This is a genomic window from Aerococcus sp. Group 1 (genome assembly GCF_000193205.1).
In the GTDB taxonomy this organism is placed as follows: domain Bacteria; phylum Bacillota; class Bacilli; order Lactobacillales; family Aerococcaceae; genus Aerococcus; species Aerococcus urinae_A.
The window spans coordinates 39,983-52,565 of sequence record NC_015278.1; the positions used below are offsets into that span (position 1 = coordinate 39,983).

The window sequence follows — 12,583 nt, forward strand, 5'->3', positions numbered from 1 at the left end:
ATATCATAGCCAGTTTTCCAAGTGAGGTCAAGCGTAAATTTAAAATTTATGAATTATATTTTTAATTTATTAAAGTTATTTCCCAAAACCCAGTTTTACTTCTTGACCCGGGCGCTTTGAGGCAGACCGAAGAGCTTGATAAAGCCTTCTGCGTCATTTTGGTTGTAAATGGAATCTTCATTGAAAGTGGCTAGTTCTTCCCGGTAGAGACTATCCGGACTGCTTACCCCAGCATCAATGATATTGCCCTTGTAGAGTTCCAGTTTGACTTGGCCGTTGACGTGACTTTGAGTATGGTCAACAAAGGCTTGCATGGCTTGGCGGAGTGGGGAGAACCAGAGCCCATTATAGATAAGTTCGCTGTATTTGAGGGCCAAGATTTGCTTAAAGTGTAAGGTATCTCGGTCCAGAGTCAGTTCTTCGAGCTTCTCATGGGCATGGAAGAGGATGGCGCCCCCTGGAGTTTCATAGACCCCTCTGGATTTCATGCCTACCAAACGGTTTTCCACCAAGTCGAGGATACCAATCCCATTAGCCCCGCCTAATTGGTTGAGGGTTTGGATTAAGGCAATAGGATCTAACTTCTTCCCGTTAACGGCCACTGGGTTACCCGCTTCAAAGTCGATGGTGATCGGAGTGGCTTGGTCGGGAGCTTGTTTGGGACTCACACCTAGCTCTAAAATGGCTTCATAGTCAGGTTTTTGGCTAGGGTCTTCCAAGTCCAGGCCTTCATGGGAGAGGTGCCAGAGGTTTTCATCCTTGGAATAGTTGGTTTCCCGGGTGATGGGGAGGGGAATATTGTGGGCCTCAGCGTAGTCAAAGGCTTCTTCCCGAGAAGAAATTTCCCATTCTCGCCACGGAGCGATGATTGTCATATCTGGGTCGAATTCCCGGATCCCTAGTTCAAAGCGGACCTGGTCATTTCCCTTACCGGTGCAACCGTGGGCGATAGCATCGCAACCCTCTTGGTGGGCGATTTCTACCATCCGTTTAGCAATCAATGGACGGGCTAGGGCCGTGCCTAAGAGGTATTTATTTTCATACTTGCCCCCCGCACGGACTGCCGGGTAGATGTAGTCGGTAATGAGTTCTTGGCGGAGGTCTTCAATATAAATCTTGGAAGCCCCACATTGAAGGGCCTTGTCATGGATGAAATCAAAGTCATCTTCTTGGCCGACATTGGCAGTCATGGCGATGACTTCACAGTTATCATAATTTTCTTTTAACCAAGTGATGGTGACTGAGGTATCTAAGCCTCCGGAATAGGCGAGTAACACTTTTTTACGTTTGCTTTCATGGAAAATCCTCCTTAAATTTATAAAATTTCTCTTGTTATGGAGCCCTTTAGCCGGCTAGGACCAAAACTCTCATCGAATCTTTATTGAGGGATAAAATGAAAAAAGCCCGCCTCTAATAAGAGGCGGACTTATCCACGGTACCACTCTAATATCGCAAAATACTTGCAATGCTTGACATGGTAACGCCTGGGTGGCGGACTTAGCTAAGGATTCACTAAGTCATCTCAGCAATGCGTTTCCCACTAGGTCTTTGGGAACTTTCCACTAACGTTCCTCACTTTACAAATCCTCTAGCGGTACTCTTTGCTTCATCGATTCTATGATTAATTTGAGATTATTATAGGGACAATTAAAATAATTGTCAAATATATTTATAAATTGTTTATATTCTTAATTGCCACAATCTATTTGTCAGTCTATTTAAAATAATTCGAATTGTTCGCTTTATTTACGATAGAATAGCACTATTCATTTGCTGTTTTACGAGCAAAAAATAAAAGTGAAGGAGAGATAATGATGACACAAACTGTCTATCAACATGCCAATGTTTTTAACGGGAAAGATGAAAATTTACTAGAAGATGCCTGGTTTGTCGTAGATGAGGCTAGTGGGCGGATCACGGAAATGGGGAGTGGGCAAGCGCCAGCTGCTGACCAAAGTGTCGACCTCAACGGGGCTTATGTCATGCCGGGCTTGATCAATGCCCATACTCATATGACCATGGATGCCCATGCCTTGGATTCTGGTTTAGGGGCCAATATGATTCAAACCACCGTTTTAGCCTTGGATAATCTCCAAACTTGCTTAAAATCTGGGGTAACTTATATTCGTGAATGTGGGGCTGCTTATGATATTGATATCACCATGGCACGCTTAGAACGTCAGGGAAAAATTAGTCAAGTTCCAGAAATCATGCCCTCTGGCCGGGCTTATTCCATGACGGGTGGTCATGGGGACATGCCGAATTTTTCTTGGTTAGTTGATGATCCTCATGCTATGCGCCACGCGATTCGCCAAGGAATGAAAAATGGCGCGGAAACAATCAAGTTAATGGCGACTGGTGGGGTAATGACTGAAGACGACCACATGTTCCAACCGCAACTTTCTGTAGAAGAAATGCAGGTAGCGGTTGAGGAGGCCCATCATAAAGGCCGGACTGTTTCTGCCCATGCCGAAGGGCCGCAAGGGATTAAGAACGCAATTGCTGCTGGGGTTGACGGGATCGAACACTGCTTCTACTGTGATGATGAAGATATTGAAAAGATGGTCGCTCAAGGCATCCATATTAATCCGACAATTATAGCTGACTGGATCATTGCCACCAAGGGCGGAGAAGTTCTCCCAGACTTCCAAGTGGTCAAAGCCGCTAATGCCTTAGATGACTTACTTGCAAACTTGAAGAAGGCCTGGGATGCCGGGGTGAAGATGGGTTTAGGAACCGATGCAGGTACTCCTTTCAACGGCTTTGACATGGTCCCTAAGGAATTGGAGTTAATGGTTGATTTACTCGACCGCACCCCTTACCAAGCCTTAATGACCTCCTATCACTCCGCTGAATTTATGAATATTGACCAAGACTATGGGTCACTAGAACCTGATAAGTACGCTGACTTCTTAGTCCTCAAAAACAACCCCCTAACTGACATAAAAGCAGTTCAAGAAGAAGATAAGGCCGTTTATAAAAAAGGACAACGCCAATTTTAAAGGGATTGATGATTGATTTAGGGGGAGTGATATGATGAATGCTATCTATGCCTTTACCTTGATTATGCTTGCCATCGCTATTGGTAATATTATCGCTGTGAAAACGAAGAGTATTGTGTCGATGTTGTTCTCGGTTTCAGTTATCTTCGTCCTGGCCTTTGCTTTAGGACTGCCGCGGACGATTTTTGCTGATTCTAACCTACAAGCACTGGGAACCATGTTGATTCCACCGATTTTAGTTCACTTAGGAACGTCGATGAATATTCGTCAATTGTTGGAACAGTGGCGGGTAGTTATTGTAGCGATAGCAGCAATATTAGGTATTGTAGCTTTTGTAGTTGGGATTGGCCAGTTCATGGTTGGTCGTCCGGCTGCTTTTACTGCGGCTCCGCCAATTGCCGGTGGAATTATTGCAGGGATTCAAATGGGACAAACTGCTGCAGATATCGGTTTGAGCGAATTGCAGATCTTAGCCTCACTCTTAGTGGTTGTCCAAGGTTTTGTGGGTTATCCGGTAGCTTCCTTTGTTTTAAAACGAGAAGGGCAAAGGATTTTAAGCGATTATCGCCAAGGGAAAATAACCTCCTTACAGACTGAAGCAAAGCAGGAGGCAAGCGAACATATTATTGGCGACATTCACGAGGATTTAAAATCGGATGAATGGTACTTAGCTAAATTAGCCTTAGTGGCTTCTCTGGCTGTCTTTATTTCCCAAGCCGTAAAAAGCTTAGTTGGTTATAACTTAATGGACCAAAATATTCTTGCCTTAATTTTTGGGGTGTTAGCCCATCAACTGGGCTTCTTAGAAAGCAATCCCTTAAACAAGGCAAATTCTAATGGTTTAGCCATGGCTTCTTTAACTGTGGTCGTTATTAGTGGCTTAGCGAATGCGACTGCTGATGTCTTGATCAGTTTACTGCCCGTGATCTTAATCACCCTAGGGTTAGGGACTATCGGTATTGTGATTTTTGCTAGCCTAGCAGGTAAATGGTTGAAGATGTCTACTTGGCTAGCTATGGGAATTGGGATTTCAGCCCTTTTCGGCTTTCCAGGAACTTATATCGTCCCGGTGGAAGTGGCGAATGCGCTATCCGAAAAACATGAGGAACGTCAAATCATTTTAGAGCGCATTCAACCACAAATGTTGGTTGCTGGCTTTGTGACCGTATCGATCGCTTCAGTGGTCTTGGCTGGTATACTTTCGCCAATGTTAGCTGCTATGGGATAAGTGGCTGACCAACAATTTAATACAAGCAAAAAAACTGAGCGCTTTCCTGGAAAATAAGGAAAGGAGCTCAGTTTTAATTTTCTACTAAGGCCTTTTAAACTTTTGTCGCAGGTCGATTTGGATGTCCTTTGGGTAAGGGTCTTTATCCTGAACCACAACCATGGTTTTTCAGCAGGCCTATCCCAAAAACACCAGGCAGGTTCATTCAAGGAAGCATTTAAATCACTTCAGCATTCAAGCAAGTTTTGAAATGGTTGAGGGCCCATTCATGTCCTTGAGGGTTGAAGCTGGCCACGCAGTCCTTATGGATAACGATCTTGAAGCCTAAATTATAAGCATCAATGGCGGTATGGAGGACACAGATATCGGTGCAGACTCCCACAATATGCAACTCTTCAATATGGCGTTCCCGTAATTTGATCAATAAATCGGTTCCCGCAAAGGCTGAATAGCGGGTTTTTGGCATGTAGTAAACCTGGCTATTTTCCTTGTTGTCGTCATAGACCTGAGCTAATTGCCCATAGAGGTCTTGACCGTGGCTACCCACGATATTATGGGGTGGGAAGAGCTTGGTTTCTGGATGATAGGGGTCGCCCTTATGGTGGGCATCAATGGCAAAGACGAGGAAGTCTCCGGCTTGGATAAATTCTTCACTGAGGCGACTAATGGCCCCTTCAATGGCTTGGGTAGGTTCTCCGCAAGTGAGACTACCATCACTCGCCACAAAATCATTGGTATAGTCGACGTTAATTAAGGCTCTCTTCATTGTAATCCTCCATAAAAGGTACTTTTTGTAAATGCTTTTCCTTATTATAAAGCATGCCTTTGTATTGTGAGGCTAGCAAGTCATTTTTGTAACCAGAAAGTAATAGATTGGGACAGTTTTCGCCCGAAAAGAAGAATAATTGCCTTTTAAGTAATCATCGCTTATGCTTTTTTAAGGGAGAGTGATAAGATGTCCTGGTTGCTAGCCATTATGGTGGTGGTCTTACTATTATTAACCGCCTTTGTCCTACCGAAAAACCGGTCCAAGAAAAAACGATCAAAAAAAGAACAAAAAATTATTTCTGGTCTTTTCCTTATTGCTGTAGTAGCTTTGGCCCTTTATGTGGAGCCTCAAGTCACTAATGATCCAGGAGAGGATCCCAGCCAATCCCAGTCTTCTTCAAGTCAGAAAGAAGAAAATGCGTCTCAAAAAGAGACCCCCTTTCCTAAAGAAAATCAAGCCAGTCCGCCAGTCAGACCTAGTGATGAAGAGGTCCAAAGCCTACGCAAAGAAATCCATCAAAGCATTCCCCAGGTGCCAGAGGGACAGACTTTTCTGGTGGTCAATAATAATGTCCCCCTCTTTACCAGCAGTGAATTGGAGTTGACAACTGCCTATGCTAACTACGGGGACTTAGATTTCTTGCAGCGGGTGACTGGGGCTGAAGGTCTCTTGGGGATGGAACTCATGCCCGATGATGCCCGCGAGCCCCTGACCAGTGTGACGCCTACCGGTTGGCGGCAAAAGTCCTACGTCAATGTTCCTGGTGGCTGGCTCTATAACCGCTGCCATTTGATCGGCTACCAGTTAACCGGTGAGAACGCCAATGCTAAGAATTTGATGACAGGAACGCGTTGGTTTAATACTGAAGGCATGCTACCGATTGAAAACTATGTGGCGGCCTATATTGAAGAGACCAACCACCATGTCAGATACCGGGTGACGCCAGTCTTTAACCAGTTTAACCAATTAGCTTCTGGGGTTTATATGGAAGGCTACTCCATTGAAGACCAGGGGCAAGTCCACTTCCATATCTTTGTCCCTAACCGCCAACCCGGAATTACTATTGATTACCTGACCGGTGAGAGCCAAGGCCCCGCTGGACCGCAAACAAGTGGAGACTTAAGCTACTAAGTGAATCGCTTTACTTCTATAAGCACCTAGGCCTGGCTATGGTTAGTGTAGGCTTGAAGGAAGAGGATGCCGATGCCTAGAGCTGTGAGTGTCATGGGAATGAAAATGGTCCAGATGCCTAGCCAATTTTGTCCCAGACTGATGGCTAAGACGCCAGTAAAGTAGGAGAGAATAATAGCGATAAAATAAAAAATATTATTTTTGGCGCTAGCTTTGACGGTGGCGTTGGGATAGAGAAAGTAGTCAAAGAGGTTTTCGGTGAGCCGTTTAAAGTTACCCGACATCATGGTCGGGGTGTAGTTAGTCCCTTCCAGCGAGCGGAATTCCTCAAATTGGGCTGCAGTTGAAATAGTCAAGAAAGCCGTGGCGAGCAGGTGGTGGCCAGTTTGACTAATCCAAGCCACGACAGCCATGGCTAAAAAGGAAATCATCAAGACCAGGGCATTGCGTCTGATCTCGTGAGAGGGATCATAATAATGAAAATGAAGGATGCGGGTCAGGACCGTGCCGATCATGAAGAAAATAATCGAGACGAAATAGGGCGGTAAGTCAGCAAAATGCCCCTGTCCCAAGTTGACCGCCATGCGGATGAGGTTACCGCTTTGAAAACCAGCAAAAACCCCCTTATGGTTTAGATAAGAATAAGCTGTTTGTCCCCCGCTAGACATGGTCAGTAAACAGGAAAAGAACAGCTTTTCAGCCAGTTTTTGTGTTTTTTTCATGGGATCGCATCCTTTCGTTTCGTTGTTTTCCACTTAGCATTATAAGCTTTAGGACTAAAATAATGCAATAAATGCTGAATTTTCCTTAAGATCCGCTTTGAAAATTCACTTTTAGGGGGAACTGTGCCATAATAGAAGCTAAGAATTTTGCCATAAGGAGTCTAATGTATGCAAGAATTTGCGGTGATTATTCCAGCCTATAAACCCAATCAAGACCTGGTTACTTATGTTGACCAATTGCTCCAAGCCGGGGTTCCTCAAGTGGTAGTCGTCAATGATGGGAGCCCAGAAGACTGCCAACCTGTCTTCGACCAACTTGCTGAGCGTGACCGGGTCGACCTTTTGGTCCATCTCGTTAATCGTGGCAAGGGGACTGCCTTAAAGACCGCCTTCGACTATGAATTGAAACATGGTCAAGACTACAAGGGCTTTGTTACGGCCGATGCAGACGGACAACACACTGTAAAAGATGTCTTAAATATTGGGAAAATTTTGGTCGACCATCCTGATGTCTCCTTTGTTTTAGGTAAGCGGGATTTTGACCAAGACCAGGTCCCCTTTTTGAGTCGTTTGGGCAATAAAACCACTACCCGCCTTTTCGACTGGCTCTTTGGCTATTGGATTACCGATACCCAAACCGGCTTGCGGGGGATCAATGCCAAGGAACTGCTTTGGTTGATGGACTTACCAGGGTCTAAGTTTGAATATGAAATGAATATGTTGATCGTGATGGCTAAGCGGGAACTTCCTTATTTAGAAGAGACCATTGAGACGGTTTATGAAGACGACCGGACCACCCACTACCATCCTTTTCGGGATAGCTGGCGGATTGCCAAGGTCCTGATTGATGGCAAGCGGTCGGGTGAGGATGAATTGATTTAGTTAGCTTATCCTTTTACAAATCTGGGGAGTCTGGCTATAATGAAATTACAGTAACTCTCCACAGTAGAAGCCGATGAAGAGGTGACGGTCATGGTGACTTTTAAGCATAAGACGTTCACATGTGTGCTTGGATTTCGAGGAGAGCTATTGCCTTTTTTAACACCAGTGAATAAAGAGATTTTAACGAGCTTCTTGTAATTGAGCTCGTTTTTTCTTTGTTCGAGGAAGGGAGTGAAGGATTTGGAATTAAGCCCAATCATTTCTCAACAGAAAGGTTAAGGTGATCCAAATGCCAATTAAGGCCGTATCTCGCTACTAGGCGTTACATAGTATTATGAAAATTATTAAAAATACCTTGTTACAGTTAGAAAATTCTTCCCTAAGATTAGAAAAAGTGTTTTAATAAAGAAGCTTAATATCAGTATGATTACAGGGGTTGTGGCTACGGTCATGACCTCTTTTTTCTTTTGACTTGTTTAATTTGAGGCAGATGTGCAAGGGGAGGAGATTTCGGGGGCTAATTTCTCCTATCTTTTCCTAGATATGTTACAATCGATGGGAAAAGTTAGAAAAGGGGTGCTCAATTGCAAGAAAGAACCACTAAGCAAACACCAACCATGCAAAAGAAGATTCTAGAAACTGCTCTCTTAGCCGGACAGATCATGTGCGAGAGTAATGCAGAGTCTTACCGGGTGGAGGATACCATGAACCGGATTTTGACCTATTCCAAGGCTTCCTATGCCGTTGCGGTCTCATTCTCTACCAGTATTTATGCCATTCTAGATGACCCTAATTATGCCAGCGGGGGCTTTGCTGGGATCAAGCGGATTACTTCCCGGTCCAATAATCTCAATAAGATCTCCAAGGTGAATACCGTTTCCCGGGCCTTGCTTGGTGGCAAGATCAGCATGGATGAAGCCTACCAAGAGCTCACCATCATCCGCCAAGCCTCCAATCAATATTCAACCTGGGTATCTTCCTTGGGAATTATTGGCTTAGCTTTAAGCTTTTCGATTTTATTTGAAGGTGGGCTGGTAGAATTTATTGCTTCCGGAATAAATGGATTGATCCTCTCCTTGATGACCATCCTAACTGATAAGTATTACATCAACCACGCCCTCTCCAATGTGATCCAGTCCTTGGTAGTCACTTTGGCGGCTTATTTAATGCTCTTCTATCTCTTTCCAGAAATGAATGTGGCCACCGTTATTGTGGCTACCCTTATGCCCATGGTGCCGGGGACGGCGATTACGAACTCCTTGCGGGATATTTTCCGGGAAGACTATATTGCGGGGTCGGCTCGGGCCATGGAGGCCTTCTTTGAAGCCTTGATGATTGCTATTGGCTCCGTGGTCGGCTTAGCGATTTTAGGGGGGTTATCACATGTCTAATTATCTTATCCAACTGATTGCTGCTTACTTTGTCGGTATTTCTTGCTCCATTTCTGTCGAAGAACCCCGTAAGATGATTTTAAAAACCTCAATTATTGATACCGCTGGCTGGGCCTTGTATTTATTGTGCCTGGACTTCTTCAATGTAGGAACGGTTTTAGCTACCTATATTGCCGGTCTTTTGATTGCTGGGATGTCTCACTGGTTTGCCCGGCTCTTCCATGAACCGGTGACGGTCTTCTTTATCCCGGGTTTCTTTACCTTGGTGCCTGGGGGTGGCATGTACCGGACCGCCTTCTTCCTCTTCCAAGGGGATATGTCTCGGGGGCTGTCGGAATTATCGACCACTCTCTTTATTGCCCTAGCCATTGCCTTAGCGGTTTTTACTACTGATACCTTGGTATCTATCATCTTTAACCAACACCTACCTAAATTTATTCGCCGTAACCGCCGGATGAAATTTAAGTAGCGATTCACATAAAAAAGGCCGGCTCGAGACCTCTTCAGGGTCTTGTAGTGACCCCCAAAAGTTGGACTAAGAATTCAACTTTTGGGGGTTATTTTTATGTCTAAATATTCATTAGAATTTAAACTGAATTTAGTAGGAGACTATATTGCGAAAAAAGGAAGTTATCGAACCTTAGCTAATAAAGCAGGAATAGATCCTTCTATTTTACGAAGGTGGGTTAATAACTATTATGAATTTGGTGTAGATGGTTTAAAGAAAAGGCGGACTCAACAGGTTTATACTGTTGAATTCAAATTAAATGCGATAGAATTGTATGAAAGTACGGAAATGAGTTATCGCGAATTGGCCAATTCATTAAACATGAATAATCCAAGTCTAATCGCTAATTGGCGAAGAGCTTATCATGAAAGAGGACTTGATGGCCTTTCCGCGAGGAAAGGAAGGCCACCTAAAGTGTCTAAAAAGAAATCACAAATCAATCAAATAAAGGATAGCAGCGAAACCAATCAGTTAAGTGAAGCAAAAATAAAGGAACTTGAACAACGGATTACGGATTTAGAAATTGAGAACAAATTTTTAAAAGGATTGAGGAGACGTGTGGCTCAAAGAGTCAAGCGAGAAAAGAAGAAATAGTGACCGAAATCACACGTCTCCATGATGAAAAATATGCTTTAAAAGATATTCTTAGCGTTTTAAAGTTTCCTAAATCGACCTACTTTTATTGGAAAAATAAAGATGAGGAAATTGATAAGGATGCCGATTTAAAAGAGGAAATGAAAGACATCAGAGAAACCCATAAGGATTATGGTTATCGAAGAATGCGAGCTGAACTGCTTTCCCGTGGTTATAAGGTCAGTAAAAACAAAGTTCAACGCCTAATGAAAATTATGGGGATACAGGTCACTAGCTATACTAGAAAGACAAGAAAATATAATTCCTACAAAGGAACGATTGGAGAGATAGCGCCAAATCGTATCAACCGGCGGTTTGATTCGACCATTCCTTATCAAAAAATAACAACAGACACAACAGAATTTAAATACTACTATGCCGATGATTCTGGGAATTATCAAACTGGAAAACTCTATTTAGATCCTTACATGGATCTATTTAATCGAGAAATTATTTCTTTTAAGATAACACATCAGCCTAATGGACAAAGCATGTTGGAGGGGCTACAAGCTGCCATTGAAGCAAGTAAATTATGTCCATACAGAAGAACCTTTCATTCTGATCAGGGCTGGGCCTATCAAATGAAAAGTTACACCCGGCTCTTGAAGGATCACCGAATTTTTCAAAGTATGTCTCGTAAAGGAAATTGCTTAGATAATTCGCCAATGGAGAATTTCTTTAGTCTACTAAAACAAGAAGTCTACTATGGTCGGACTTATCATTCCTTTGAAGAATTAGCACAAGCGATTGAAGATTTTATAATCTATTACAATGGTGAAAGAATCAAAGAAAAATTAGATTTTAGGAGTCCTATAGAATTTCGTCTTCATCACGCTTCTTTCGCCGCTTAATGATTACACATAAACTTTAAACTTATCAAGAGCCGCTACGCTCTTCCTCTTGACAAGTTTAAATTTCTGAGTAAATGTGTCGGCAAGAAATAAGCAAGAACTGTAAGCAACAAAAAAGAGCTGGCCAAAGGCCAACTCACTATATATAAAGTCCAACTTATTGGGGTCACCATATCTTAGCTGACCTTTTTATTATGGATTGATTTTGGTTAGGCTTTTATGCCGTCGTTTTCAATATAGCTGGAAACAATGGTGGCCATCCCTTTGGCAGCAACGATAAGCGCGCCTTCATCCATAAAGAATTTTGGATGGTGGTGAGGGTAAGCGGGGTGAGCGTCTTGGTCATCACTGGCACAGCCAACCCATAAGAAGGCACTTGGGACCTCTTTCGCATAGAAGGCAAAGTCTTCGGAAGGTGGTTGGGGTTGGGTAGCTTCCACTTTCTTGAGTTCAGGATACTTGTTATCTTCTAGCGCTTTGACAGCAAATTCAGTCACTTTTGGATCATTGTAGAGGACAGGGTAACCTTTAAGGTATTCCATTTCGACAGTGACCCCAAAGCTGGCTTCTAAGCCTTTAACCTTAGCCTTGATTTCTTTTTCAATGGTTTCGCCGACTTCCGGTGACATGGAACGGACGTCGCCAGAGATTTTGACTTGGCCGTTGATGGCATTAGCGGCACCGGCAGCGTCGAAGTTTCCGATGGTAATGGACCCCACATCGAAAGGATTGAGGCGGCGGGAGACGATGCTTTGTACTTGGGTAACGAAATAAGCACCGGCAACGATAGCATCGTTAGAAGTGTGTGGTGAGGAAGCGTGTCCACCTTCCCCTTTAATGGTAAGGAAGAAGTTATCGCGACCAGTTTGGGCATTACCTTCTTTATAGTAGATCCCACCAACAGGCATGTTACTCATCACGTGCATACCGAAGACATTATCTACCCCATCTAAACAGCCAGCTTCCACCATGGATTTCGCACCACCAGGGCCTTCTTCTTCAGCGTTTTGGTGTAGGATGACAATCTTTCCTTGCCAGAGGTCTTTTAATTCGATAAAGGTCTCAGCGAGGATCAATAAGTAAGCCGTATGACCGTCATGTCCACAGGCATGCATGGCGTCGGTTTTTGAAGCGAAGTCAAGGCCAGTATCTTCTTTAATAGGTAGGGCGTCGAAGTCGGCGCGTAGGGCTACGGTCTTGCCTTCCTTGCCTGAATCAATTGTTACCACGATTCCATAACCATTACCGACATTACGTTCAACCTGACAATCTAGATCTTTATAGAAGTCAGCAATATAATCTGAAGTCCATTCCTCTTCAAAAGATTTTTCCGCATGTTCGTGAAGTTCACGACGAATTTCAATCATACGGTCATTCTTTTCCTCTAATTTTTCATAGAGTGTATCTAACAATTGACTCATATTTTTTCCTCCTTGGTAATTTGTTATCTTATGTTAAGATAAACT

Annotated in this window: 11 protein-coding genes and 1 other annotated feature; of the genes, 7 read left to right on the top strand and 4 right to left on the bottom strand. The window is 43.6% G+C overall.

Features of this window, described 5'->3' with window-relative positions; genetic code table 11:
• Window positions 1-95: 95 nt before the first annotated feature.
• The gene (locus tag HMPREF9243_RS00180) at window positions 96-1,277 is read right to left on the bottom strand and encodes an argininosuccinate synthase (protein WP_013669945.1); all 1,182 of its coding nucleotides are present in this window, start codon (window positions 1,275-1,277) and stop codon (window positions 96-98) included.
• 136 nt (window positions 1,278-1,413) lie between these two features.
• Window positions 1,414-1,619 (bottom strand) — a binding site (T-box leader).
• A 192-nt stretch (window positions 1,620-1,811) separates the two neighbouring features.
• Between HMPREF9243_RS00180 and HMPREF9243_RS00185 the strand changes: the two genes are divergently transcribed.
• Window positions 1,812-3,002, top strand: a complete 1,191-nt coding sequence (locus HMPREF9243_RS00185; RefSeq protein ID WP_013669636.1) for an amidohydrolase family protein — start codon at window positions 1,812-1,814, stop codon at window positions 3,000-3,002.
• Between the two features lie 31 nt (window positions 3,003-3,033).
• On the top strand, window positions 3,034-4,230 hold the full coding sequence (locus HMPREF9243_RS00190) for a hypothetical protein (protein ID WP_013668465.1): 1,197 nt from the start codon (window positions 3,034-3,036) through the stop codon (window positions 4,228-4,230).
• A 217-nt stretch (window positions 4,231-4,447) separates the two neighbouring features.
• Here the strand turns inward: HMPREF9243_RS00190 and HMPREF9243_RS00195 are convergent, their stop codons facing one another.
• Window positions 4,448-4,996, bottom strand: coding sequence for a cysteine hydrolase family protein (locus tag HMPREF9243_RS00195; protein WP_013669493.1), 549 nt, complete (start codon window positions 4,994-4,996; stop codon window positions 4,448-4,450).
• A gap of 189 nt (window positions 4,997-5,185) precedes the next feature.
• Between HMPREF9243_RS00195 and HMPREF9243_RS00200 the strand changes: the two genes are divergently transcribed.
• Window positions 5,186-6,130, top strand: coding sequence for a DNA/RNA non-specific endonuclease (locus HMPREF9243_RS00200; protein WP_013669193.1), 945 nt, complete (start codon window positions 5,186-5,188; stop codon window positions 6,128-6,130).
• A 26-nt stretch (window positions 6,131-6,156) separates the two neighbouring features.
• On the opposite strand, the gene HMPREF9243_RS00205 is transcribed toward HMPREF9243_RS00200, so the two are convergent.
• The gene (locus HMPREF9243_RS00205; RefSeq protein WP_013670112.1) at window positions 6,157-6,852 is read right to left on the bottom strand and encodes a YoaK family protein; all 696 of its coding nucleotides are present in this window, start codon (window positions 6,850-6,852) and stop codon (window positions 6,157-6,159) included.
• 168 nt (window positions 6,853-7,020) lie between these two features.
• Between HMPREF9243_RS00205 and HMPREF9243_RS00210 the strand changes: the two genes are divergently transcribed.
• From HMPREF9243_RS00210 to HMPREF9243_RS10105, 4 genes are all read left to right on the top strand, one after another.
• Window positions 7,021-7,734: a glycosyltransferase family 2 protein gene (locus tag HMPREF9243_RS00210; protein WP_013668995.1), complete on the top strand. Its 714-nt coding sequence runs from the start codon at window positions 7,021-7,023 to the stop codon at window positions 7,732-7,734.
• Window positions 7,735-8,318: 584 nt separating this feature from the next.
• Window positions 8,319-9,125: a threonine/serine exporter ThrE family protein gene (locus tag HMPREF9243_RS00215; RefSeq protein ID WP_013668714.1), complete on the top strand. Its 807-nt coding sequence runs from the start codon at window positions 8,319-8,321 to the stop codon at window positions 9,123-9,125.
• Window positions 9,118-9,594 (top strand): threonine/serine exporter family protein, encoded by a 477-nt coding sequence (locus HMPREF9243_RS00220; protein WP_013669129.1) that lies wholly within the window; start codon window positions 9,118-9,120, stop codon window positions 9,592-9,594. The genes HMPREF9243_RS00215 and HMPREF9243_RS00220 overlap by 8 nt, the downstream gene beginning before the upstream one ends.
• Before the next feature lie 96 nt (window positions 9,595-9,690).
• Window positions 9,691-11,117, top strand: a protein-coding gene (locus HMPREF9243_RS10105) for an IS3 family transposase (RefSeq protein ID WP_101560582.1) whose coding sequence is annotated in 2 segments (ribosomal slippage) — window positions 9,691-10,201 and window positions 10,201-11,117 — 1,428 coding nt in all. Because the reading frame shifts where the segments join, the coding sequence is not laid out codon by codon here.
• A 209-nt stretch (window positions 11,118-11,326) separates the two neighbouring features.
• Here the strand turns inward: HMPREF9243_RS10105 and HMPREF9243_RS00235 are convergent.
• Window positions 11,327-12,538 carry an amidohydrolase gene (locus HMPREF9243_RS00235; RefSeq protein WP_013669517.1) on the bottom strand — a complete coding sequence of 404 codons (1,212 nt, stop codon included), beginning with the start codon at window positions 12,536-12,538 and terminating at the stop codon, window positions 11,327-11,329.
• Between the last annotated feature and the right edge of the window lie 45 nt (window positions 12,539-12,583).

What these genes read in the sequence shown, in the direction of transcription:
- HMPREF9243_RS00185 (WP_013669636.1), top strand. Translation starts at nt 1,812, where the DNA reads ATGATGACACAAACTGTCTATCAACATGCCAATGTTTTTAACGGGAAA.
- HMPREF9243_RS00190 (WP_013668465.1), top strand. Translation starts at nt 3,034, where the DNA reads ATGATGAATGCTATCTATGCCTTTACCTTGATTATGCTTGCCATCGCT.
- HMPREF9243_RS00195 (WP_013669493.1), bottom strand. Translation starts at nt 4,996, where the DNA reads ATGAAGAGAGCCTTAATTAACGTCGACTATACCAATGATTTTGTGGCG.
- HMPREF9243_RS00200 (WP_013669193.1), top strand. Translation starts at nt 5,186, where the DNA reads ATGTCCTGGTTGCTAGCCATTATGGTGGTGGTCTTACTATTATTAACC.
- HMPREF9243_RS00205 (WP_013670112.1), bottom strand. Translation starts at nt 6,852, where the DNA reads ATGAAAAAAACACAAAAACTGGCTGAAAAGCTGTTCTTTTCCTGTTTA.
- HMPREF9243_RS00210 (WP_013668995.1), top strand. Translation starts at nt 7,021, where the DNA reads ATGCAAGAATTTGCGGTGATTATTCCAGCCTATAAACCCAATCAAGAC.
- HMPREF9243_RS00220 (WP_013669129.1), top strand. Translation starts at nt 9,118, where the DNA reads ATGTCTAATTATCTTATCCAACTGATTGCTGCTTACTTTGTCGGTATT.
- HMPREF9243_RS00235 (WP_013669517.1), bottom strand. Translation starts at nt 12,538, where the DNA reads ATGAGTCAATTGTTAGATACACTCTATGAAAAATTAGAGGAAAAGAAT.